Source organism: Janthinobacterium sp. GMG2, assembly GCF_033949445.1.
In the GTDB taxonomy this organism is placed as follows: Bacteria; Pseudomonadota; Gammaproteobacteria; order Burkholderiales; family Burkholderiaceae_D; genus Janthinobacterium; species Janthinobacterium aestuarii.
In genome coordinates, this window is sequence record NZ_JAXAWA010000001.1 from 876,609 (window position 1) to 897,550 (window position 20,942).

The window sequence follows — 20,942 nt, forward strand, 5'->3', positions numbered from 1 at the left end:
TGCAAAGCATTCCTGTGAGAAAGTGCTGGCCTGCTAGTGCAGGGCAGCCGTGAGTTTCAGCACTTCGTCGATGCTGGTCGTGCCATCGATGATTTTGCGCGCGCCGGCGATGCGCAGCGGCGTCATGCCGTCGAGGATGCTCTGGCGGCGCAGCGCGTGCAGGTCGGCGCCGGCCTTGACCAGCTGGCCGAACGTTTCCGTCACGCTCAGCAGTTCGTAGATGCCGGCACGCCCCAGGTAGCCGCTGTGCCGGCACAGGGCGCAACCGACGGGGCGGTACCCGGCGGCCGGGCGCTCCAGCTGGCCGCCCGTCAGGCGTTGCCATGTCGCGGCGTCGGGGGCGTCGTCCAGCTGTTTGCAGCCCGCGCACAGGCAGCGCAGCAATCGCTGCGCCAGCACGCCGATCAGGCACGCTTCCAGCAGATAGGCGGGCACGCCCAGTTCCAGCAGGCGCATGACGGCCGAGGGCGCGTCATTGGTGTGCAGGGTCGACAGCACCAGGTGGCCCGTCAGCGCCGCCTGGATGGCCATCTCGGCCGTGGCCAGGTCACGGATTTCTCCCACCATGATGATGTCGGGGTCTTGCCGCATCAGTGCCCGCACGCCATCGGCAAACGACAGTTCGATGCCGGCCTGGGTTTGCACCTGCATCTGGTTGAAGGCCGGCTCGACCATTTCGATGGGGTCTTCCACCGTGCACACATTGACTTCGCTGCTGGCCAGCGCCTTCAAGGTGCTGTACAGCGTGCAGGTCTTGCCCGAGCCGGTAGGGCCCGTTACCAGCACGATGCCGTGCGTGCGCGCCGTCAGCTGGCGCCAGCGTTCGGCATCCGCCGGCGGAAAGCCCAGGTCAAACAGGCTCTTGACGGCCACTTCCGGGTCGAAGATGCGCATGACGAGCTTTTCGCCGAAGGCCGTGGGCAAGGTCGACAGCCGCAGTTCGACTTCCTGGCCCTGCGCATTGCGCGTCTTGATGCGGCCATCTTGCGGACGGCGCTTTTCCACCACGTCCATGCGCCCGAGTAACTTGATGCGCGCCGTCATGGCCAGCAGCACGACGGGCGGCAATTGATAGGCCTGGTGCAGGCGGCCGTCGATGCGCAGGCGTACGAGGCCCGCGTCGCGCTTCGGTTCCAGATGGATGTCGGAAGCGCGCTGGGCAAACGCGTATTGCCACAGCCAGTCGACGATGCGCACGACGTGCTGGTCGTTGGCGTCGAGGCTGCTCTTGTTGCGCCCTAGTTCCACCAGTTGTTCGAAATTGTGGCGCAGCGCCAGGTCTTGCGTGGACGCCTGCCGGGCTACCTTGACGGAACTGGCCAGGCTGAAAAATTGCGCGATGGCGTCGGCGATGTGCAGCGGGTTGGCGATGACCAGGCTCAGCTTGCGTGGCGCAAGATTCCCCAGCTGCGCCTGCCAGGCGAGCGCATACGGCTGGGCCGTGGCGATGACGATACGCTCGGGCGTGCTTTCCACGGGCAGGATGTTGAAACGGGCCGCATAGCCTGCCGTCATGATGTCGGCCACCTGGCTGAAATCGATGTGCAGGGGATCGATGCGCACATACGGCAAGCTTGAGCGTTGCGCCAGCCACGCGCACAGGGTGTCGAGCGTGAGTGCGCCGTGGGCGATGCTGCACAGCGGATGCAGGGCCGGCGCCGGCAGCAGGGCGGCCTGGGTGCCGATGGCGGCCGCTTGCGCCGCATCGAGCAAGCCGTCTTCCTGCAGCCAGGCCAGCAGTTGCGGCAGTTCCAGCGGCGTGTCGGGCGAGGTGGAAGAGGGGGTAGGGGAAGCGGGCATGGCCGGTGCCTTTCCAGGCTGCCGGCCTTGCCTGGACAGGCCGGCGGTTACAGGGTGCTGACGATGCCCTTGACCCAGGATTTGGCGGGCAGCTTGGTCTCGGCGACGATCTGCTTTGCGCGCTCGAGCAGAGCGGCTTGCGCTTCGGCATCGAGTGCCACTTTCGTCTTGAACGCGATCGCCACCACGTTCCCATCATGGACTTCCGGCAGGCAGATCACCTGTTCAAACGCAAACTTCATCGCCTTGATGTTTTTCGCGTAGCTGGGATGGTCGCCAAATAGGTTGACGGTCATGATGCCGTGCGGCGCCAGGCAGGCGCAGCAGGCGGTATAGAAATCGGCGCTATCGAGCACGGGACCGCGCGCCGTGGCGTCATACAAGTCCACCTGCAGGGCGTCCAGGGTGCCGTGATTGGCGTCGTCGTTGACGTAGTCGAGCGCATCCATCTCGCGCACGTGCAGGCGCTCGTCGTTGGGCGGCAGCTTGAACATCGATTCGCAGATGGTGATGACGGACGGATTCAGTTCGATGGCCTCGACTTGCGCCTGCGGGAACTGGCGGTAGCAGAACTTGGTCAGCGCGGCCGTGCCCAGGCCCAGCTGGGCGATACGCTGCGGCTGCTCGATCCACAGCATCCACGCCATCATCTGCTGCGCGTATTCGAGTTCCGGCCAGTCCGGCTTGCGGATGCGCATGGCGCCCTGCACCCATTCCGTGCCGAAATGCAGATAGCGCACGCCATCCATTTCCGACAGGGTGACAGGGGCGTAGCGGGGCTTGCGCGCGGGGCGCGAGGATTCGACTTGTTCGATGGATTTTCGTTTGATAAGCATAAGGCGGCCTGAAAGTGTGCCGCATTATAGCCCGTGCCGGAGCGCCATAAAAAATGCCAGCCGCTGGGGCTGGCATGGTATGGGCCGGTTGCTACTCTTACTGTTGTGCGGGCTCGATCGATACACGCAGACGGATGCGCTCGCCCGGATCGTAGGACATGATGCTCGTGTAGTTGCGGCCGCGGTAGTCGTAGGTGACCTGGTAGCCATTGTTGCGCGATTCCCAGTGGTCGACCTGGCGGCATTGCTTGACGGCTTGTTCCTGCACGCCGCCCTGGTAATTGTTCTGGTTGTCGACACGGTCGCCGACGACGGCGCCGGCAATCGCGCCAGCGGCTGCCGCGGCCGTACGGCCATTGCCGCCACCGACCTGGCTACCGAGCAGGGCGCCAGCGATACCGCCGACGATGGAGCCGCCAGCGCTGCGCTGTTGCGGCGGCGCCTGGACTTGCACGTATTCTGTACGGCATTCCTGGCGTGGACGGTTGATCTGTTCCACTTGCGGCACGACGCGCACGACCTTGCCGAAATCTTCAAAGTCGGCGGCCTGGGCGAGTGGCAATGCACCGATACAAAGGGCTGACATCATCAATTTGGCTTGCAAGTTCATTTGTAACCTCGTTATCTAGAGAATCTTTCAGGGTATTTTTTACAACTTGGGACTATAGTAATCCCGCCAGACCGGGACAAGTGTTTCGGCTGGCAACAAAATGTAACAGCCCAAGTCCCTTGCCCCACAGTCTGTAACATGCACTTTCAATCGATACAAGATGTTGAAATGACTTGAAACCAGCGGTTTGTAACAAATCTTGCGTTTGACATCATATTCGGGTTGATTCATGCAGGACAACACGTTACCCTAATACGCGTATGGCTTATATAAAATCGCACTGAATCGCATAAAAGTTGATACAGATCGAATCACCGCGTGCGCATTGACCCGCGTGCGGGGATGCAATAAGAAGAGCAGCTAGAAGAGATCCATACATAACAGGTCGATTTGAGGGAAAAATGAGTTTGTTACTAACCGTGCCGCCCAACCTTGTCCAGTCCATCCGTGCCTTTCGCGTGACCGAATTACAAGACGAGGCGATCCGTCTCGGGCAGCACTTTTTATATGCGCATTGCAACGCTGGACAGACCAAACAACAAGTCATCGGCATTATTGCAGAAGCATTCCTGTTTCCGAAAAACCTGGCGAAGAATTTCGATGCCCTGCGCCTGTGCCTGACGGACACCATGTTCAAGGCGGGCACGCAGACAGGCTTCCTGGTGGTGCTCGAGCAATTGCCAAATACGCAAAAATTCGACAAGGAAGCGCGCGAGATCCTGCTCGACGTGTTCCGCGACGCGGCCGACTACTGGGCCGAGAAAAAAGTCCCGTTCCGCGTTTTCTATTCGTTCGAGTAAACACTTACTCACGTTGTAGTAGCGTAAAATCAGCCTTTTTCCCGCTTGGCAGGCAGCATTGTCCGGCGAAAGCGCTTGTTGTGCGATCATGTTGCGGCGCAACAATATCGCCGGCCTTTCTTGGTTCGCATCGCCATAGCGGGTACAATGCGCGCTATGAAAAATATCGTTATCCTCATTTCCGGACGCGGCAGCAACATGGAAGCGGTCGTACGCGCGGCGCAAGCCGAGCAATGGCCAGCCCGTATTGCCGCCGTCATCAGTAACCGGGCCGATGCCCAGGGATTGGTTTTTGCCGCGGAACATGGGATAGCGACCGCAGTCGTTGCCAACAAGGATTATGCCAGCCGCGAACAGTTCGATGCGGCGCTGCAAGCCGTGATCGACGGTTTTGCCCCCGACCTGGTCGTGCTGGCCGGTTTCATGCGCATCCTGACGCCGCCCTTCGTCGAGCATTACGCGGGGCGCATGCTCAATATCCACCCGTCGCTGCTGCCGCTGTTCCCGGGCATGGCGACACACCGCCAGGCGCTCGAGGCTCGTGTAACGGAACACGGCGCGACCGTGCATTTCGTCACTGCCGAGCTCGATCATGGCCCGGCCGTGGCAAGCGCGAAAGTCCCCGTCTTGCCAGGCGACACAGAAGAGAGCTTATCGGCGCGCGTGCTGGTACAGGAACATCTGCTTTACCCGCGCGCCATCCGCCTGTTCATTGACGATAAACTGTCAGTCGAGCATGGCCAGGTCCGCGTGGACCCTCAATAAAATATTACAGAAAGAATAACAATGAGATTGCCACCAGCGATACTTGCCAATGCTGAAGAAGTATTGCGCGAAATTTTACGTTTCACGGCCCCGGCCGACACCACCCTGTCGCGCTATTTCCGCGACCATCCGCGCCTCGGTTCGCGCGAACGCGGCGCCATTGCCGAAGGCATCTATGCCGTGCTGCGCAACAAATCGTTCTTCACGGACTTCGCCGAAGCGGGCAGTGGCCCGACCATGCGCCGTTTGACCATCCTCGGCCTGGCCGAAGCGGTGGGCGCCGATTCGCTGGGTGGCCTGACGGAAGAAGAAGTGGAGTGGCTGGAACGCATCACGCAGATCGACCGCGGCCTGATGCCGTCGAACATGCGTGCCAACATGCCGACCTGGCTGTTCGACAAGCTGATCGCCCAGTTCGGCGAAGCGGAAACCATGAAGCTGGCCGATGCGCTGAACGCGCCGGCGCCGCTGGACTTGCGCGTGAACTCGCTCAAGGCCACGCGTGACGACGTGATGCTGGCCCTGGCCGAAGCGCCGATCCTCAGCACGCCGACGCCGTTTGCGCCGCTGGGCTTGCGCGTGATCAAGAAGCCATCGTTGCAAAACCTGCCCCTGTTCCAGAGCGGCGCCATCGAAGTGCAAGATGAAGGCAGCCAGATCCTGTCGCAAATCGTGGGCGCCAAGCGCGGCGAAATGGTCGTCGATTTCTGTGCCGGCGCGGGCGGCAAGACGCTCGCATTGGGCGCGCTGATGCGCAACACGGGCCGTTTGTACGCATTCGACGTGTCGGAAAAACGCCTGGCCAAGCTGAAGCCGCGCATGGCCCGCAGCGGCCTGTCGAACGTGCATCCGGTGCAGATCGCGCATGAGCGCGATGCCAAGATCAAGCGCCTGGCCGGCAAGATCGACCGCGTGCTGGTCGATGCCCCATGTAGCGGCCTGGGCACCCTGCGCCGCAATCCGGACGTGAAATGGCGCCAGCAGCCGAACTCGATCGTCGAGCTGCAAGCCAAGCAGGCAGCCATCCTGGCCGGCGCGGCGCGCCTCGTCAAGGGCGGCGGCCGTCTGGTGTACGCCACCTGCAGCTTCCTGAATGAAGAAAACGATTTTATCGCTGAGCAATTCCTGGCGGCCCATCCGGACTTCACCCTGGTGCCGATGAACAAGGTGCTGGCCGAGCAGAAGATCGAGCTGGAAATGGGCGACTACCTGAAATTGTTGCCGCACCTGCACCAGACCGACGGCTTCTTCGCCGCCGTGTTCGAGCGCAAGGTCATGCCGAAAAAAGTCTACGCCGATGAAAAACCGGCCGACGACGTTGACGCCGAGCCAGCCGAATAAGTTTGTCACCGGCCATCGCCGCAGCATCGCAGCGGTGGCCAAGCACTTGCGCCAGCCAGTCTGGCGCAGGCTGTGGGCACCCCGCCCGTTTGTTTTCCCGCACCACCTTCCAGATTCCATCCGCCATGAATGAAACCCCGCTGCTCAACCTGATCACTGACTTTGTCGACGATTTCCGTCAACCGGCCATCCTGTGGCAGGCGCTGGTCATCGTTGCCTGCCTGGCCCTGAGCTGGCTGCTGGTGCGGCAGTTGCGCGTGTTCCTGCACCAGCGGGCCGAAGCGGCCGCCACGCCTGCCACGCCGGAAACCCTGCAGCGCACCGATAGCTTTATCCGCATCCTGACGCCCGTGCTGGCGGCCATGCTGCTGGGCATTGCGCAGCATTTCCTGGCCAAGTTCCAGTCGGTGAATCTGCTCAGCATCGCCATCCCCCTGTGCACGTCGATGGCGCTGGTGCGCTTCGGTTTTTATGTGCTGCGCCGCATTTTTGCCCGCCATGGCGACATCAGCCCCACCATGTTGTTGCTGGAGAAAATCTTCACGGTCGTGGTGTGGGCCGGCATGGCCCTGTACATCACGGGCCTGTGGCCGGAGCTGCATACTTTCCTGGAAAGCATCGTCGTGCCGCTGGGACGCAACAAGGTGTCCGTGGCTGCCATCTTGCAAGCCGCTATTTCCGTAGCCGTGCTGCTGGTGCTGGCCATGTGGGCTGGCACTTCGCTCGACGAGCGCCTGATGAAAATGCAGGGCCTGCACACCTCCTTGCGCGTGGTGCTGTCGCGCATGGGCCGCGCCGTGCTGATCCTTGTTTCCGTGCTGGTCAGCCTGTCGCTGGTGGGCATCGACCTGACGGTGCTGTCCGTGTTTGGCGGCGCCTTCGGCGTGGCGCTGGGCTTTGGCTTGCAAAAGATCGCCGCGAACTTCGTCTCCGGTTTCATCATCCTGCTCGACCGCAGCCTCACCATCGGCGACATGATCACGGTCGGTCAATTTACAGGCAAGGTCACGCAGATCAATACGCGCTATACTGTGTTATTGGGTGGCGATGGGGTTGAATCCATCGTGCCCAATGAAATGCTGATTTCCGGCGGCGTGCAGAACATGTCGCTGAGCAACCGCATGGTCTGGCTGTCGACGGCCGTGTCGGTGGGTTACGAAACGGACCTGGACGTCATCTTCCCCTTGCTGGAAGAGGCGACCGCCAAGGTGCCGCGTGTGTCGCAAAGCAATCCGCCATCGGCTACCCTCGTGCGTTTCGGCGCCGACGGCCTTGATGTGCAGATCGGTTTCTGGATCGCGGATCCGGAAAACGGCACGGGCGGCGTGAAGTCGAATGTGAACCGCGCCATCTGGCGCACCTTGCAGGAACATAAGGTCACTGTACCGTTTCCGCAACGCGAATTGCGTATTGTTGGTACGCCTCCTGCCCCGCTTGCCAGCGCGGCAGACGGTGAGTCCGCGCCATCCGGCACCCAGCCTTAACCTCGCTGCCTGCCTCCGATTTTGCCTGATAGCACCCATTAGGGCGTACAATCACGCCTAAAATTAACTCTGCCGGACCTCCAGAGTCACTGGAGCGACCGTGCGCACGCCCTGTCCACTTGGAGTAGTAGTAATGACATTGAGTTCCGTTTTACACGACGTTTTGCAGTTCATGGCAACTGGCATTACCGATCTGTCCGCATGGCAAGTTTTCCTGTATACCATGGTGGTCACCCACATCACGATCGCCAGCGTCACGATTTACCTGCACCGCCACCAGGCCCACCGGGCGCTGGAATTGCATGCGCTGCCCAGCCATTTCTTCCGTTTCTGGCTGTGGCTGACGACGGGCCAGGTCACCAAGGAGTGGGCCGCCATCCACCGCAAGCACCATGCCAAGTGCGATACGGAAGAAGATCCGCACAGCCCCGTGACGCGCGGTATCAAGAAAGTGTTCTGGGAAGGCGCCGAGCTGTACCGCGCTGAATCGAAGAACATGGAAACCATGGCCAAGTACGGCCACGGCACGCCGACGGACTGGATCGAGCGCAATCTGTACACCAAATACAGCTGGTTGGGCGTGGTCATCCTGTTCTTCGTGAACTTCGCCCTGTTCGGCGTGATCGGCATTTCCGTGTGGGCCGTGCAAATGATGTGGATCCCGATCACGGCGGCCGGCATCATCAACGGCATCGGCCACTACTGGGGCTACCGCAACTACGACTGCGCCGACGCGGCCACCAATATCATTCCCTTCGGTATTTTGATCGGCGGCGAAGAGTTGCACAACAACCACCATACGTATGCGACGTCGGCCAAGCTGTCGTCGAAATGGTATGAAATCGATATCGGCTGGGCGTATATCCGCGCGTTGGAAATGCTGGGCCTGGCCAAGGTGAAAAAACTGGCGCCGGAACCGAAGTTCTCGCACGGCAAGCTGGAAGCGGACTTCGAGACCTTGCAGTCCGTCATCGCCAACCGCTATGACGTGATGGCCAAGTATGCAAAATCGATCAAGCATGCCTGGAAGGAAGAGCTGGAACACCTGAAACACAAGGCCGAGCTGGAAAAGCGCTTCCTGAAATCGTCACGCAAGCTGATGCAGCGCGAACCGGGCAAACTGGCCGATGCGCATCACGAACAGTTGTCGGAACTGTTCCAGCACAGCAAGGCGCTGGAAACCATGCACCACATGCGCGTGGAGCTGGGCGCCATCTGGGAGCGCTCGCACTTTACGCGAGAACAGTTGCTGCAGAAGCTGCAAGACTGGTGCACGCGCGCCGAAGCGTCGGGCATCAAGTCGCTGCAAGACTTTTCCTTGCGCCTGCGCAGCTATGCATAGGTAAGCTGCGGCAGCAGATAAAGGCCCTGGTTTCCAGGGCTTTTTTTTCGTCGCGACAAAGGTGAAGAGAGTCGGTCGAAAATCAGGGCGAAAAAAAACCGCTCATCGGAGCGGCTCTTTTTACAGAACACAAGATCAATTACTTGATTTTGGTTTCTTTGTACGTGACGTGCTTGCGTGCTTTAGGATCGAATTTCATGATCTCCATTTTCGCAGGCGTCGTACGCTTGTTTTTGGTAGTCGTGTAGAAGTGACCCGTACCGGCGGTCGATTCTAACTTGATTTTGTCGCGGCCTGATTTTGCCATGATAGCTCCCTTATTCTGCTAATTAGACTTTTTCGCCACGAGCGCGCATATCGACCAATACGGCGTCGATGCCGACTTTATCGATGACGCGCAGACCGGCGTTGGACAAACGCAGGGAGACCCAGCGGTTTTCAGATTCAACAAAAATACGACGATTCTGCAAGTTAGGCAAAAAACGACGTTTGGTTTTGTTGTTTGCATGGGAAACATTGTTGCCGACCATCGGCTTCTTCCCAGTGACTTGGCAAACACGTGCCATGGCGCACTCCTTAAAGATATTCCAAATTGGAAAAACGAGAGTATATCCAAAATAAGCAGATTTATCAATGACTTGCGAAAAACAATTGTGTCATGTTGTATTGAAATAATTTAACAATTTGACTTTTACCCTTCCTCATAGGGAAAAGCACTGGTAAACAGCGCTGTTTACTGTTAGACAAGCCTGCTGCCCTTGTCACGTATGTCCTTGTTTACACATGGTTAACTGCGGTGGAGCGGGCTCTGGCCTAGATTTGCCCATGTTCCGCAAACGAATGCACTTGCCGCCCGGCCACGATGAAATGGTCGAGGATGCGCACATCCACCAGCGACAAGGCTTGCACCAGCGCGCGCGTGAGCAGCAGATCCGATTCGCTGGGCTCCGGTGTGCCGGACGGGTGGTTGTGCGCCAGCATGACGCTGGCCGCGTTGTGCAGCAGCGCCTGCTTGACCACTTCGCGCGGATACACGCTGGTGTGGGTGAGGGTGCCGCGAAACATTTCCTGGGTCGTGATCAGCCGGTTCTTGACGTCCAAAAACAACACGTGAAACGCTTCATGCGCCAGGTTGCCCAGAGTCAGGCGTAAATAGTCTTTGACCGCGTGCGGCGAATTGAGGGCCTGGCCCGCCTGCAAGTCTTCGATGATGGCGCGCCGCGCCAGTTCCAGCACCGCTTGCAGCTGGGCGAACTTGGCGCTGCCCATGCCGTGCACGGCGGAAAAACTCACGAGGCTGGCGCCAAACAGGCCCCGCAAGGAGCCGAAGTGCTCGACCGTATCGCGCGCCAGCTCCACGGCGCTCTTGCCGCGCACGCCAGTGCGCAGGAAGACGGCCAGCAATTCAGCGTCCGACAGCGATTGTGCGCCATCCTCGATCAGGCGTTCGCGCGGCCGTTCGCCGGCTGGCCAATCCTTGATGCCCATGTTGCCTCCCCGGTGCGCCCAGTTGGTCGTGGCGCCTGCCGATGATTGTCGCGCCTTCCCCGGGCGGCCATGCTGCGCTAGCTCGTCTTTATGTCGGATCATGGTAAAAAAACAAAAAACCAAGATGCCCGGCCCGGGTATTTTCAGGCGCTATCATTTGCCTGTCGTTGCATTCCATGTAAGTTGCAACGACGGGGAGTCAGGGCCCTGAACTCAATGTCTTCCACTTGTTTTACAGGAGCAGTCATGCCGTACATCAAAGTTATCAATGGAGTCATGCAAGAGTTCAACGCCGCCGGCGTCAACACGGGCAAGGTCAGCGGCATCGGCCTCAATGCGCATGCGTATCTGGAACACCGTAACTGGAGCGTTACCGCACCGCTCGCTCCGGACCCGAAGTATCCCGATTACAGCACCGATTTTCCGTATCTTGCCGCCAACGGCTTCAAGTACCTTCAGGTGATGCTGGCGCCTTTCAAGGGCAAGGATGGCTATTGGAACTGGGGCGAAGTTGTTGGTGAGCCAAAGTTCGCAAGCGACAACACGCTAACCGATGTGAATATCAAAGATTCGTACTGGCTTGCCATAACGGCGCTGCTCGATTGCGCGCTGGCCAATGGCATCGGCATCATCGCCTGCCCATTCTGGAATCCCTACGCCGTGCCGCAGTTGGTGGGGGAGGCGGGCGCTGCGGGCGCTACAAAAGACGAGCAGGCCGCGGCTGCGCGGGTCGCACTGGTCAATCCACAGTCGAAAACGCGCCGCTACATGCGTGCCTTTGCGCAGGCTTTTGCGCAGCACTACAGCAACCACGCCGGCATCGCCGCCTGGATGGCCGCACAGGAACTGATGGGCGTGACCGGGATCAGCTTGACCGCTACGCGGGAAATCATCCAGGAGACGGCGCAATTGCTGCGCGCCAACGATGGTCTGGCGCGCATGATTTCTTCCGGTAATGCCGGCATTGCCCATACTTCGCCTCGTCAAGGTTCCTTGCAGCAATATATTGCGGAAACCCTGCCATTCGTGAATCCGGACCCGGTCGACTGTCTTTGTGAAAATCTGTTCCCGGGTAATGAATATGTGAGCAGCGGCCTGACTGAGGGGGCGGATTTGCCATCCGACTTCGTTTCGTCTTCGCTCGCTTATCTGCAAGTGATGCAGCGTGCCGCACATACCTTGGGCAAGCCGTATTACCTTGGCAGCTTTTGCCTGTCGAAAAAACAGGAGTTGGCGTTGCAAGATACCGAACGGCAAGACAACTTGCATGCGTTGCTGAGCGCCATACGCCGTACGGGCGTGCAATTGGCATGCTATTGGGACTGGAATGGGGGAAAACCCATGGAGGAGGACGGACTGAACCTGGTCGAGACGCCGGCCTACAGCAACAGACGCAAGGCTGTCTGGGACGCCTTGCGCGGCGAAGATGCCATGCGTCCGGCGCCGCCCACACCCTGCTTCGGCGTGACGAAGACCTTGCAATTTCAGCCTGGTCTGATGCTCACCGTGCCTTCGTCCGTGCGCTACGAGAGTGCGGATTTTTCGCTGTCGTATTGTATCCGGCAGCAGGCTTTCTCCTCGACCGTTGGTCAGGCGCAGGCTTTTGTCGCGCATCAGGCGGACAAGAAAGGATGGGCGCTGTTCAAGCAGGATATCAAGACGTTCCTGTCCATGTGGAACAGTGTTGGTACGGGCGTCAATAGCCATGGCCACGGCCTGCAGGTGGATATTGCCAACCGCTGGTTTCGCTGCACCTATACTGTCAAGCATGACGGGAGCATCAGCCTGTACGTCGATGATTTCCTGATGTACCAGAGCAACAAGATGACAAATCCATTCGTGCAGGCCGCCGGCACCCCCCTTGTGATCGGCCACCCCGTGCATGCGCTGGAGCAGGGCACGCCCGCCTGGCAGTTGTCGGACGTCATCCTGTACGACCGCGTGCTGACGCCCAAGGAAGTGTATGACTATGGCCAGTACGGCATCGTGCACCGGCCCGTGGGACGCTGGAAGCTCGACGGCAACCTGGAAGACAGCTCGGGCTTCGGCAATCATGCGAGCACGCCTGGCCAGTTGGTGTACGTCAACGTCGGATAAGTGAAAGGGGGCGCGGTCATGTTTTTTGACAAAAGCATGGCCGCGCCGAGATGGCATGGGGCGCGCTGGCTCAGGGTGGCTTACAATATCGTTTTGCACCAGTTACTTGAAAACTACTATGTCCAACGAGCAACCAGCAGTCGTCACCGAAGCGGCTTACCTTACCCTGCATTATCGTCTTGCTACTGTTGACGGTACTGACATTGTCACGACCTTCAGCGGCAATCCCGCGACCTTGATGCTGGGACAGGGCCAACTGGCGCCATTCCTCGAGCAGCGTCTGCTGGGCTTGCCTGAAGGCACGCACCAGACGTTCGAGCTGGCGGCGGGCGAAGGCTTTGGCGAGCGCAATCCCGAGCTGGTGCAGTCCGTCTCGCGCGCTACCCTGGACGAAAACTCCGTGCCGGGCGCCGACTACAAGATCGGCGACCTGGTCGACTTCGCCGCGCCGGGCGGCGGCCGCTTTGCCGGTGTGCTGCGCGAATTGCGTGACGATTCGGCCCTGTTCGACTTCAACCATCCGCTGGCCGGCCAGCCGCTGCGTTTTGAAGTCAAGCTCATTTCGGTCCTGTAAGGAGTAGCGATGGATAAAGAACTGTTACTGGCCCAGCCCCGCGGTTTTTGCGCTGGCGTCGACCGGGCGATTGAAATCGTCGAACGCGCCTTGCAGCAATTTGGCGCACCGATCTATGTGCGCCATGAAATCGTCCATAACGCCTATGTGGTGGCCGATTTGCGCAACAAGGGCGCCATTTTCATCGACGACCTCGATGACGTGCCTGCCGGCAATACGCTCGTGTTTTCCGCCCACGGCGTGTCGAAAGCCGTGCGTGCCGAGGCGGAATCGCGCGGCCTGAGCATTTTTGATGCGACTTGCCCGCTGGTCACCAAGGTGCACATGGAAGTGGGCAAGATGCGCCGCGAGGGCCGCGAGATCATCATGATCGGCCACGATGGCCATCCCGAGGTCGAGGGCACGATGGGCCAGGCCGATATGGGCATGCATCTGGTGGAAACGCTCGATGATGTGGCGAAATTGCAGGTCGCCAATCCGCAGAGCCTGGCCTATGTTTCGCAAACAACGTTGTCAGTTGACGACACCAGCGACATTATTGCGGCTTTGAAAGCGAAATATCCGAATATCGCCGAGCCGAAAAAAGGCGACATCTGCTACGCCACCACGAACCGCCAGGAAGCCGTGAAATTCATGGCGCCGCTGGTGGAAGTGGTGATCGTCGTGGGCAGCCCGAACAGCTCGAATTCGAACCGCCTGCGCGAAGTGGCAGACAAGATGGGCACGCCTGCCTACATGGTCGACAATGCCTCGCAGATCGACCCGGCGTGGCTGGAAGGCAAGCTGCGCGTGGGTGTCACGGCTGGCGCCTCGGCGCCCGAGGTGCTGGTGCAGGCCGTCATCGACCGCTTGAAAGAGTGCGGCGTGAAGAGCGTGCGCCCGCTTGACGGCGTGCAGGAAGCCGTTACGTTCCCGATGCCGAAAGGCCTCGACGGCATCAAGCGCGACGTCGCCTGAGGCTGTACGGCTGCTGAGTATCGATGAAATAGTTACCTCAAAACCGAATTTAATTCGGAAATGATTGATTTATTCCAAGCTTAGTTTTTGCAAAAGATCGTTATGATTGCCTCAAGCTTGAATATGTTGTCGTTATGACTAAGCAAGGTCACGCCCGTTTTCAGTGCGTGCACCATGCTGGTGAGAACGGTCCAGGGATGGCACTGCAGGAATTCTTCCTCCGGTGCCGTTTTTGTATCAGCGACATGTTCTGGCGGAAGTTGTTCCCGAAAAATGCATATTTGATAGGGCAATCATGGATACATTCATCCAGCAGATCATTAACGGCTTGGTGTTGGGCAGCATGTATGCCTTAGTCGCCCTCGGTTACACCATGGTGTACGGCGTGTTGAACCTGATCAACTTCGCCCACGGCGACGTGCTCATGATCGGCGCCATGGTGGGCTTGACCATTCTCAAGCTGCTGGGCATTTATGTGCCCGACTGGCCCGGCTATCTGAAGCTGGCCACCGCCATCCTCGGCGCCATTCCCATCTGTATTCTGGTCAATATCATCATCGAGCGGGTCGCCTACCGCCGCCTGCGCAACGCCCCCCGCCTCGCCCCCCTGATTACCGCCATCGGCGTCTCCATCCTGCTGCAAACCTTCGCCATGATGATCTGGACGCGCAATCCCTTGCCCTTCCCGCAATTGCTGTCGACCGACCCCATCAACATAGGCGGCGCCGTGATTTCGCAAACGCAAGTGTTGCTGCTGGCCCTGGCCGCGCTGTCGATGGGCGGACTGGTGTTGCTGGTGGAAAAAACCCGCATGGGCCGCGCCATGCGCGCCACGGCGGAAAACCCCCGCGTGGCAGGGCTGATGGGCGTCGATTCCGACAAGGTCATCGTGGCCACCTTTGCCATCGGCGCCGCGCTGGCGGCCGTGGCCGGCGTGATGTGGGGCGCCAACTATGCCTCCATTCAATTTTCCATGGGCGCCATCCCCGGCCTGAAAGCGTTTTGCGCGGCGGTGCTGGGCGGCATCGGCAATATCTACGGCGCCATGCTGGGTGGTATCTTGCTGGGCATTATCGAGAGCCTGGGCGCCGGCTATATCGGCGACATCACGGGCGGCTTCCTGGGCAGCCACTACCAGGATATCTTTGCCTTCGTCGTGCTGATCATCGTGCTGACCCTGCGCCCGTCCGGCATCATGGGCGAACGCGTGGCCGACCGTGCCTGATGTGAAACTGGGAGATTAAATCATGGCACTACTCGATTTCGACGCAAAAAAGAATCCCGCCAAGGCCTACGCCGGCATGCTGGGCCTGGCCGCGCTGCTGATGGTGTTCCCGTTTTTTGCCGCCCAGTTCGGCAACTCGTGGGTACGCATCATCGACATGGCCTTGCTGTACATCATGCTGGCCCTGGGCTTGAACATCGTCGTCGGCTTTGCCGGCCTGCTCGACCTCGGCTACATCGCCTTCTACGCCGTGGGCGCCTACCTGACGGCCCTGCTGGCGTCGCCCCAGTTCGCCATTCTGCTCGAATCGGTGGTGAATCAATATCCGGTGCTGGGCGAAGCCCTGGTGCAGCTGATGGGGCCGGAAATCCGCGAAAACGGCATCCATTTGTCGATCTGGATCATCGTGCCCTTGGCCGCAGCGGTGGCTGGCCTGTTCGGCGCCCTGCTGGGCGCGCCCACCTTGAAGCTGCGCGGCGACTACCTGGCCATCGTGACCCTGGGCTTTGGCGAGATCATCCGCATCTTCATGAACAACTTGAACGACCCGATCAATTTCACGAACGGGCCGCAAGGCATCAATCTGATCGACCCGATCCGCATCTTTGGCGTCAACCTGGCGGGCGAGGCGGGCACCAACAGCACCGTGACGGTGGCCGGTTTTTCCATGCCGTCCGTGAACGCCTATTACTTTTTGTTCCTCTTCCTGTGCATCGCCGTCGTGTTCGTCACCAAGCGGCTCCAGCATTCGCGCCTGGGCCGCGCCTGGGTCGCCATCCGCGAAGACGAGATCGCCGCCAAGGCCATGGGCATCAATACGCGCAACGTGAAATTGCTGGCCTTTTCCATGGGTGCCTCGTTCGGCGGCGTGGCGGGCGCCATGTTTGCCTCGTTCCAGGGTTTTGTCTCGCCGGAATCGTTTTCCCTGACGGAATCGATCGCCGTGCTGGCCATGGTGGTGCTGGGCGGCATCGGCCATATCCCCGGCGTGATCCTCGGCGGCGTGATCCTCGCCTCGATACCGGAAGTGCTGCGCCACGTGGTGGAACCGGCCCAGCAGGCGCTGTTCGGCCACGTGGTGATCGAGGCGGAAGTGCTGCGCCAGTTGCTGTATGGCCTGGCCATGGTGTTGATCATGCTCAACCGTCCTGCCGGCCTGTGGCCATCGCCGAAGCACGAAGACCGGCCCGACCACGACGCCGACCAGCCGAACAAATCCACCGGCGTCGTGTCCGCTTAAGGGAGGGATAGCATGAGCGAACAGATCATTCTCAATATTGCCGGCGTGAATAAACGTTTTGGCGGCTTGCAAGCGCTCACCGACGTGGGCATCACCATCCGGCAAGGGCAAATCTATGGATTGATTGGCCCGAACGGCGCCGGCAAGACCACCTTCTTCAACGTGATCACCGGCCTGTACCAGCCCGACACGGGTACTTTCGAGCTGGCCGGCAAACCGTATTCGCCATCCGCGCCGCACAAGGTGGCCAAGGCGGGCATTGCGCGCACCTTCCAGAACATCCGTTTGTTTGGCGACATGACGGCGCTGGAAAACGTCATGGTGGGGCGCCATGTGCGCTCGCACCAGGGCGTGTTCGGCGCCATCTTCCGCCACAAGGCGGCGCGCGAGGAAGAGGCGTCCATCCGCAAGCGGGCCATGGAGTTGCTCGACTTCGTCGGCATCGCCCAGTTCGCCAGCCGCACGGCCCGCTTCTTGTCGTATGGCGACCAGCGGCGCCTGGAAATCGCCCGCGCGCTGGCCACGGACCCGCAACTGCTGGCGCTCGACGAGCCGGCGGCGGGCATGAATGCGACGGAAAAGCTGGCTCTGCGCGAGTTGCTGGTGAAAATCAAGGCCGAAGGCAAGACCGTGCTGTTGATCGAGCACGACGTGAAACTGATGATGGGACTGTGCGACCGCATCACCGTGCTCGAGTATGGCAAGCGCATCGCGGAAGGCTTGCCGGCCGAAATACAACAAAACCCGGCCGTCATCGAGGCTTATCTGGGAGGGTCGCACGCATGAGTAACGCTGGCTTGAACAAGAATGTATTGAAGGTATCGGGCCTGCACGTGGCCTACGGCGGCATCAAGGCCGTCAAGGGCATCGACCTGGAAGTCAACCAGGGCGAGCTGATCGCCCTGATCGGCGCGAACGGCGCCGGCAAGACGACGACCTTGAAAGCCATCACGGGCACTTTGCCGGCCTGCAAGGTCGAAGGCACGATCAGCTACCTGGGCGAATCGCTCAAGGGCACGAAATCGTTCCACCTGGTGGAAAGAAAACTGGCCATGGTGCCGGAAGGGCGGGGCGTGTTTACCCGCATGTCGATCCGGGAAAACCTCATGATGGGCGCTTACACGCGCACGGACAAGGCCGGTGTCGAGGACGATATCGCCCGCTGGTTCGACGTCTTTCCACGCCTCAAGGAACGGGCGGCGCAGATGGCCGGCACCTTGTCCGGCGGCGAGCAGCAGATGCTGGCCATGGCGCGGGCACTGATGAGTCATCCGAAGCTGCTGCTGCTCGACGAGCCGTCGATGGGCTTGTCGCCCATCATGGTCGAGAAAATTTTCGAGGTGATCCGCAAGGTGTCGTCCGAAGGCATCACGATCTTGCTGGTCGAACAGAATGCCCGTTTGGCCCTGCAAGCGGCGCACCGCGGCTATGTGATGGATTCCGGCCTCGTCACCATGGGCGGCAACGCGGCCGCCATGCTCGACGACCCGCGCGTCAAGGCGGCGTATCTGGGAGAGTAAGCGCGCATAAAAAATGCCCCAGCTGGGCTGGGGCATAATGGCATCCGTCGGGGAAGTACGGGATGGATGCCTGGAGGAGCAGGTACAGCGGACCGCCGTAGCGGTCGCGCAAGAATTACTTGGCGGCAGCGCGTGGCACGACTTTTTCAGCTGCTTGCGTGAACTGGTTCACGGCCGAGGTCAGGTTCGCTTCGATAGCTTCGACGGCTTGCTTGCTGGTTTTCGAGAATTGCTCGTAGCCCGCATTGGCGTTGCCGATGGCGCTTTTCAGGATGGCGACGGCGTTTTCCGAACCGGCTGGCGCGTTCTTGGTGACTTCTTCCACCAGGGACAGGACTTTGCGGTTGGTTTCAGCGATTTGCGATTCAGCAGCTTTGCTGAATTCGGCTTGGGTGCCCGACGTGATGGCAGCCAGGTGACGGCCGTAAGCGATGGCTTTTTCGGCGCTAGGCTGGGCTTGAGCAGCGCTCAGCGAGAAGAATTCTTGTGGATCTTTTGCCGACAGCAATTGCTTGGCGGCGGCGGTCGATTCTTCCAGGGTCGCTTTGGCAGCGGTCAGGTTCAGTTCGACGATCTTTTCGATGCCTTCGAAGGCTTTGCCCGTCAGCGACGAGAACAGGGCGAATTGGGCTTCCAGGTTGGCTTTGGTAGCGGACGAAAATTGCTCAGGAATTGAAAACATATAAATCTCCAAAAAATCGAAATCTGGTTAATTTGATGCTGCGTGTACCGTTTGGGAAAGCAGGTGAATCTAAATTTTTCAAGCTGAACAAGAATTGTGCAACGCAACAAACCCTATTCTACGGTGAAAAAAAACGAAGTCAAGCGTTTCTTGTGCGATGCAACAATTGAATAGATTTGGATCAAAAGTCATTGTTTCTAAAGAGAAATATTTGATTTCTGGGTGTCAATGGTTTATGCCTAAACTATCGTTTCCAGCGGCTACGGGGACGATTGCGGCGCAGCATGCTAGACTTTGCCTCCCGCACTGGCGCAGCATCTGGTGCCGATCCCGTTTCCCGAGTTGATACCATGTCCAATCTTCCCGCCGCGGCTGGCGCCAGCGGCAAAGCCTCTCTTCTGACCACTCTGACGCCGATGGCCTTGCCTGGCTTCTTCGTGTTGTTATGGAGCACAGGTTTTATCGTGGCCAAGTTCGGCCTGCCGTACGCGCCCCCGCTGACTTTTTTGCTGCTGCGCTTCCTGGGCGTGCTGGTGATCCTGCTGCCGCTCGTGCTGCTGTTGCGCGCACCGTGGCCCGTGGGACAGTTCCGCCAGATCGCCGTGGCCGGCATTTTGATGCAGGCCGGCTACTTGGCCGGCGTCTGGTGCGCGATCAAGCTGGGCATGCCGGCCGGCCTGTCCGCCCTGATCGTGGGCATGCAGCCTGTGCTGACGGCCTGCGCCGCGCCGCTGATCGGCGAATCCGTGCGCCCGCGCCAGTGGCTGGGCCTGTTCTTCGGCTTGCTGGGCGTGGCCCTCGTCGTGTATGCGAAGATCAACCTCGTGGGCCTCACCGTGGAAAGCGTGCTGCTGTGCGTGTTCGCGCTGCTGTCGATGACGGCCGGCACCATGTACCAAAAACGCCACTGCCCGCAATTCGACTTGCGCACGGGCACCGTGGTGCAGTTTGCCGCCTCCATCGTCGTGGTCTTGCCATTCGCCCTGTATTACGAAGGGCTGGACCTGCATTTCAGCAATGTGCAATGGACGGCGAATTTCATCGGCGCCTTGCTGTGGTCGGTACTCGTGCTGTCCATCGGCGCCATCTTTCTGCTGTTCGCCCTGATCCGTCGCAGCGATGCCACGAAAGTGACGGGCTTGCTGTACCTGACGCCGCCCACGACGGCCGTGATGGCCTGGCTGATGTTCGGCGAAGCGTTCAATATGCTGGGCATCGCCGGCATGCTGGTGGCCGTGATCGGCGTGGTGTTTGTCGTCAAGAAGTAGAGATAGCGGGAGAGCAGGGCAGTGAACAAGCAAGCATCTGAAACACAGGCGGCGCAGCAAGCCGTCGACGCCGTCATTCTGTCGCGCCGTTCGATCCGCGCCTTTTTGCCCACGCCGGTGGCGCAGGACGATATCGCGCGCATCCTGGAAGTGGCGGCGCGCGCGCCTTCGGGCGCCAACATGCAGCCGTGGAAAGTGTATGTGCTGTCGGGCGAGGCGCGCGCGCGGCTGTCGCGCCGCATCCTCGACGTCTATGCCGCACCGAAGGCGCCCGATGCGCCCGCGCGCACGGCGTCGTATATCTATTACCCGCGCCAGTGGACGGCGCCGTTCATCGAACGCCGGCGCAAGATCGGCCTGGACCTGTACCAGCTGCTGGGCCTGGAGCGGAGCGACACGGCCGGCATGGCGGCTCAGCATGGACGCAATTTCCAGTTTTTCGATGCGCCCGTCGGGCTGATCTTTACCATCGAACGGGTGCTGGAGCAGGGTTCCTGGCTCGACTACGGCATGTTCTTGCAAAATATCATGCTGGCGGCGCGCGCGCGGGGACTCGACACGTGCCCGCAAGCGGCCTTCATTCACTACCATGACATCATCCGTGACGAGCTGGGCGTGCCGGCCAGCGAAATGGTGGTGTGCGGCATGGCCCTCGGCTATGCCGACCCGGACAAGGTCGAGAACCGCTTGAACACGGAACGCGAGCCGCTGGCCGGTTTTGTTAAATTCATGGACAAATAGACACGCCAGCGATGAGCACATGCAAATAGCCGTCAAGGATGAGCTTGTTTGCTGATCGCTAACGATTTGTATTTCAGTACTGCAATAAATACTGTCCTAACTGTTAAATAGGCTTGCGAATACTCTGCATTTCGCTACACTGCAATAAGGCAACAGCTTCACGGGGAATTAT

At 59.8% G+C, this 20,942-nt stretch carries 21 protein-coding genes; 14 read left to right on the forward strand and 7 right to left on the reverse strand.

All coding sequences use genetic code 11. From position 1 onward, the window contains the following. Positions 1-33 precede the first annotated feature (33 nt). The 3 genes from SKZ59_RS03920 to SKZ59_RS03930 all read right to left on the reverse strand — a co-directional run bounded on the left by SKZ59_RS03920 (position 34) and on the right by SKZ59_RS03930 (position 3,246). A complete protein-coding gene (locus SKZ59_RS03920; RefSeq protein WP_319990895.1) occupies positions 34-1,800 on the reverse strand; it encodes a GspE/PulE family protein in 1,767 nt (588 codons plus the stop codon). Between the two features lie 47 nt (positions 1,801-1,847). Continuing rightward, positions 1,848-2,636, reverse strand: coding sequence for a spermidine synthase (locus tag SKZ59_RS03925; RefSeq protein WP_034747444.1), 789 nt, complete (start codon positions 2,634-2,636; stop codon positions 1,848-1,850). A 97-nt stretch (positions 2,637-2,733) separates the two neighbouring features. Beyond that, a complete protein-coding gene (locus SKZ59_RS03930) occupies positions 2,734-3,246 on the reverse strand; it encodes a glycine zipper 2TM domain-containing protein (protein ID WP_034747447.1) in 513 nt (170 codons plus the stop codon). A 401-nt stretch (positions 3,247-3,647) separates the two neighbouring features. Between SKZ59_RS03930 and SKZ59_RS03935 the strand changes: the two genes are divergently transcribed. From SKZ59_RS03935 to SKZ59_RS03955, 5 genes are all read left to right on the forward strand, one after another. Continuing rightward, positions 3,648-4,046 carry a barstar family protein gene (locus SKZ59_RS03935; protein WP_034747450.1) on the forward strand — a complete coding sequence of 133 codons (399 nt, stop codon included), beginning with the start codon at positions 3,648-3,650 and terminating at the stop codon, positions 4,044-4,046. 156 nt (positions 4,047-4,202) lie between these two features. Then, a complete protein-coding gene (gene purN / locus SKZ59_RS03940; protein WP_034747453.1) occupies positions 4,203-4,811 on the forward strand; it encodes a phosphoribosylglycinamide formyltransferase in 609 nt (202 codons plus the stop codon). A 21-nt stretch (positions 4,812-4,832) separates the two neighbouring features. Continuing rightward, entirely contained in the window at positions 4,833-6,152 is a 1,320-nt protein-coding gene (locus SKZ59_RS03945) for an RsmB/NOP family class I SAM-dependent RNA methyltransferase (protein ID WP_319990896.1), read from the forward strand. A gap of 125 nt (positions 6,153-6,277) precedes the next feature. After that, entirely contained in the window at positions 6,278-7,636 is a 1,359-nt protein-coding gene (locus SKZ59_RS03950; protein ID WP_072455487.1) for a mechanosensitive ion channel family protein, read from the forward strand. Positions 7,637-7,808: 172 nt separating this feature from the next. After that, entirely contained in the window at positions 7,809-8,978 is a 1,170-nt protein-coding gene (locus tag SKZ59_RS03955) for a fatty acid desaturase (protein WP_413774528.1), read from the forward strand. Positions 8,979-9,117: 139 nt separating this feature from the next. On the opposite strand, the gene rpmG is transcribed toward SKZ59_RS03955, so the two are convergent. The 3 genes from rpmG to radC all read right to left on the reverse strand — a co-directional run bounded on the left by rpmG (position 9,118) and on the right by radC (position 10,466). Further along, positions 9,118-9,285: a 50S ribosomal protein L33 gene (rpmG, locus tag SKZ59_RS03960; RefSeq protein ID WP_010400929.1), complete on the reverse strand. Its 168-nt coding sequence runs from the start codon at positions 9,283-9,285 to the stop codon at positions 9,118-9,120. A 22-nt stretch (positions 9,286-9,307) separates the two neighbouring features. After that, positions 9,308-9,544, reverse strand: a complete 237-nt coding sequence (gene rpmB / locus SKZ59_RS03965) for a 50S ribosomal protein L28 (protein WP_010400928.1) — start codon at positions 9,542-9,544, stop codon at positions 9,308-9,310. 247 nt (positions 9,545-9,791) lie between these two features. Then, complete coding sequence (radC, locus tag SKZ59_RS03970) at positions 9,792-10,466, reverse strand: RadC family protein (protein WP_319990897.1); 675 nt, start codon at positions 10,464-10,466, stop codon at positions 9,792-9,794. A 246-nt stretch (positions 10,467-10,712) separates the two neighbouring features. Between radC and SKZ59_RS03975 the strand changes: the two genes are divergently transcribed. From SKZ59_RS03975 to SKZ59_RS04005, 7 genes are all read left to right on the forward strand, one after another. Then, positions 10,713-12,563, forward strand: coding sequence for a LamG-like jellyroll fold domain-containing protein (locus tag SKZ59_RS03975; RefSeq protein ID WP_319990898.1), 1,851 nt, complete (start codon positions 10,713-10,715; stop codon positions 12,561-12,563). A gap of 118 nt (positions 12,564-12,681) precedes the next feature. Then, complete coding sequence (locus SKZ59_RS03980) at positions 12,682-13,137, forward strand: FKBP-type peptidyl-prolyl cis-trans isomerase (RefSeq protein ID WP_034747468.1); 456 nt, start codon at positions 12,682-12,684, stop codon at positions 13,135-13,137. Positions 13,138-13,146: 9 nt separating this feature from the next. Further along, the gene (gene ispH, locus SKZ59_RS03985; protein ID WP_319990899.1) at positions 13,147-14,094 is read left to right on the forward strand and encodes a 4-hydroxy-3-methylbut-2-enyl diphosphate reductase; all 948 of its coding nucleotides are present in this window, start codon (positions 13,147-13,149) and stop codon (positions 14,092-14,094) included. Positions 14,095-14,389: 295 nt separating this feature from the next. After that, entirely contained in the window at positions 14,390-15,319 is a 930-nt protein-coding gene (locus SKZ59_RS03990) for a branched-chain amino acid ABC transporter permease (RefSeq protein ID WP_034747477.1), read from the forward strand. Positions 15,320-15,341: 22 nt separating this feature from the next. Then, complete coding sequence (locus tag SKZ59_RS03995; RefSeq protein WP_319990900.1) at positions 15,342-16,559, forward strand: ABC transporter permease subunit; 1,218 nt, start codon at positions 15,342-15,344, stop codon at positions 16,557-16,559. A gap of 12 nt (positions 16,560-16,571) precedes the next feature. After that, complete coding sequence (locus SKZ59_RS04000; RefSeq protein WP_034747484.1) at positions 16,572-17,345, forward strand: ABC transporter ATP-binding protein; 774 nt, start codon at positions 16,572-16,574, stop codon at positions 17,343-17,345. An 11-nt stretch (positions 17,346-17,356) separates the two neighbouring features. Beyond that, entirely contained in the window at positions 17,357-18,079 is a 723-nt protein-coding gene (locus SKZ59_RS04005) for an ABC transporter ATP-binding protein (RefSeq protein WP_139248441.1), read from the forward strand. 115 nt (positions 18,080-18,194) lie between these two features. Here the strand turns inward: SKZ59_RS04005 and SKZ59_RS04010 are convergent, their stop codons facing one another. Then, a complete protein-coding gene (locus SKZ59_RS04010; RefSeq protein ID WP_034747490.1) occupies positions 18,195-18,761 on the reverse strand; it encodes a phasin family protein in 567 nt (188 codons plus the stop codon). A gap of 350 nt (positions 18,762-19,111) precedes the next feature. On the opposite strand from SKZ59_RS04010, the gene SKZ59_RS04015 reads away from it, so the two are divergent. Continuing rightward, on the forward strand, positions 19,112-20,029 hold the full coding sequence (locus tag SKZ59_RS04015; RefSeq protein WP_319990901.1) for a DMT family transporter: 918 nt from the start codon (positions 19,112-19,114) through the stop codon (positions 20,027-20,029). Between the two features lie 21 nt (positions 20,030-20,050). Beyond that, a complete protein-coding gene (locus tag SKZ59_RS04020; protein ID WP_319990902.1) occupies positions 20,051-20,770 on the forward strand; it encodes a nitroreductase in 720 nt (239 codons plus the stop codon). Positions 20,771-20,942 lie beyond the last annotated feature (172 nt).

Bases quoted from the DNA above. Each gene is read 5' to 3' on its own strand.
- SKZ59_RS03935 (WP_034747450.1), top strand. From the start codon at position 3,648: ATGAGTTTGTTACTAACCGTGCCGCCCAACCTTGTCCAGTCCATCCGT.
- SKZ59_RS04000 (WP_034747484.1), top strand. From the start codon at position 16,572: ATGAGCGAACAGATCATTCTCAATATTGCCGGCGTGAATAAACGTTTT.
- rpmB (WP_010400928.1), bottom strand. From the start codon at position 9,544: ATGGCACGTGTTTGCCAAGTCACTGGGAAGAAGCCGATGGTCGGCAAC.
- SKZ59_RS03995 (WP_319990900.1), top strand. From the start codon at position 15,342: ATGGCACTACTCGATTTCGACGCAAAAAAGAATCCCGCCAAGGCCTAC.
- SKZ59_RS03990 (WP_034747477.1), top strand. From the start codon at position 14,390: ATGGATACATTCATCCAGCAGATCATTAACGGCTTGGTGTTGGGCAGC.
- SKZ59_RS03920 (WP_319990895.1), bottom strand. From the start codon at position 1,800: ATGCCCGCTTCCCCTACCCCCTCTTCCACCTCGCCCGACACGCCGCTG.
- purN (WP_034747453.1), top strand. From the start codon at position 4,203: ATGAAAAATATCGTTATCCTCATTTCCGGACGCGGCAGCAACATGGAA.
- SKZ59_RS04010 (WP_034747490.1), bottom strand. From the start codon at position 18,761: ATGTTTTCAATTCCTGAGCAATTTTCGTCCGCTACCAAAGCCAACCTG.
- SKZ59_RS03925 (WP_034747444.1), bottom strand. From the start codon at position 2,636: ATGCTTATCAAACGAAAATCCATCGAACAAGTCGAATCCTCGCGCCCC.
- SKZ59_RS03950 (WP_072455487.1), top strand. From the start codon at position 6,278: ATGAATGAAACCCCGCTGCTCAACCTGATCACTGACTTTGTCGACGAT.
- SKZ59_RS03975 (WP_319990898.1), top strand. From the start codon at position 10,713: ATGCCGTACATCAAAGTTATCAATGGAGTCATGCAAGAGTTCAACGCC.
- rpmG (WP_010400929.1), bottom strand. From the start codon at position 9,285: ATGGCAAAATCAGGCCGCGACAAAATCAAGTTAGAATCGACCGCCGGT.
- radC (WP_319990897.1), bottom strand. From the start codon at position 10,466: ATGGGCATCAAGGATTGGCCAGCCGGCGAACGGCCGCGCGAACGCCTG.
- SKZ59_RS03955 (WP_413774528.1), top strand. From the start codon at position 7,809: ATGGCAACTGGCATTACCGATCTGTCCGCATGGCAAGTTTTCCTGTAT.
- ispH (WP_319990899.1), top strand. From the start codon at position 13,147: ATGGATAAAGAACTGTTACTGGCCCAGCCCCGCGGTTTTTGCGCTGGC.
- SKZ59_RS03980 (WP_034747468.1), top strand. From the start codon at position 12,682: ATGTCCAACGAGCAACCAGCAGTCGTCACCGAAGCGGCTTACCTTACC.
- SKZ59_RS03945 (WP_319990896.1), top strand. From the start codon at position 4,833: ATGAGATTGCCACCAGCGATACTTGCCAATGCTGAAGAAGTATTGCGC.
- SKZ59_RS03930 (WP_034747447.1), bottom strand. From the start codon at position 3,246: ATGAACTTGCAAGCCAAATTGATGATGTCAGCCCTTTGTATCGGTGCA.
- SKZ59_RS04015 (WP_319990901.1), top strand. From the start codon at position 19,112: ATGTCCAATCTTCCCGCCGCGGCTGGCGCCAGCGGCAAAGCCTCTCTT.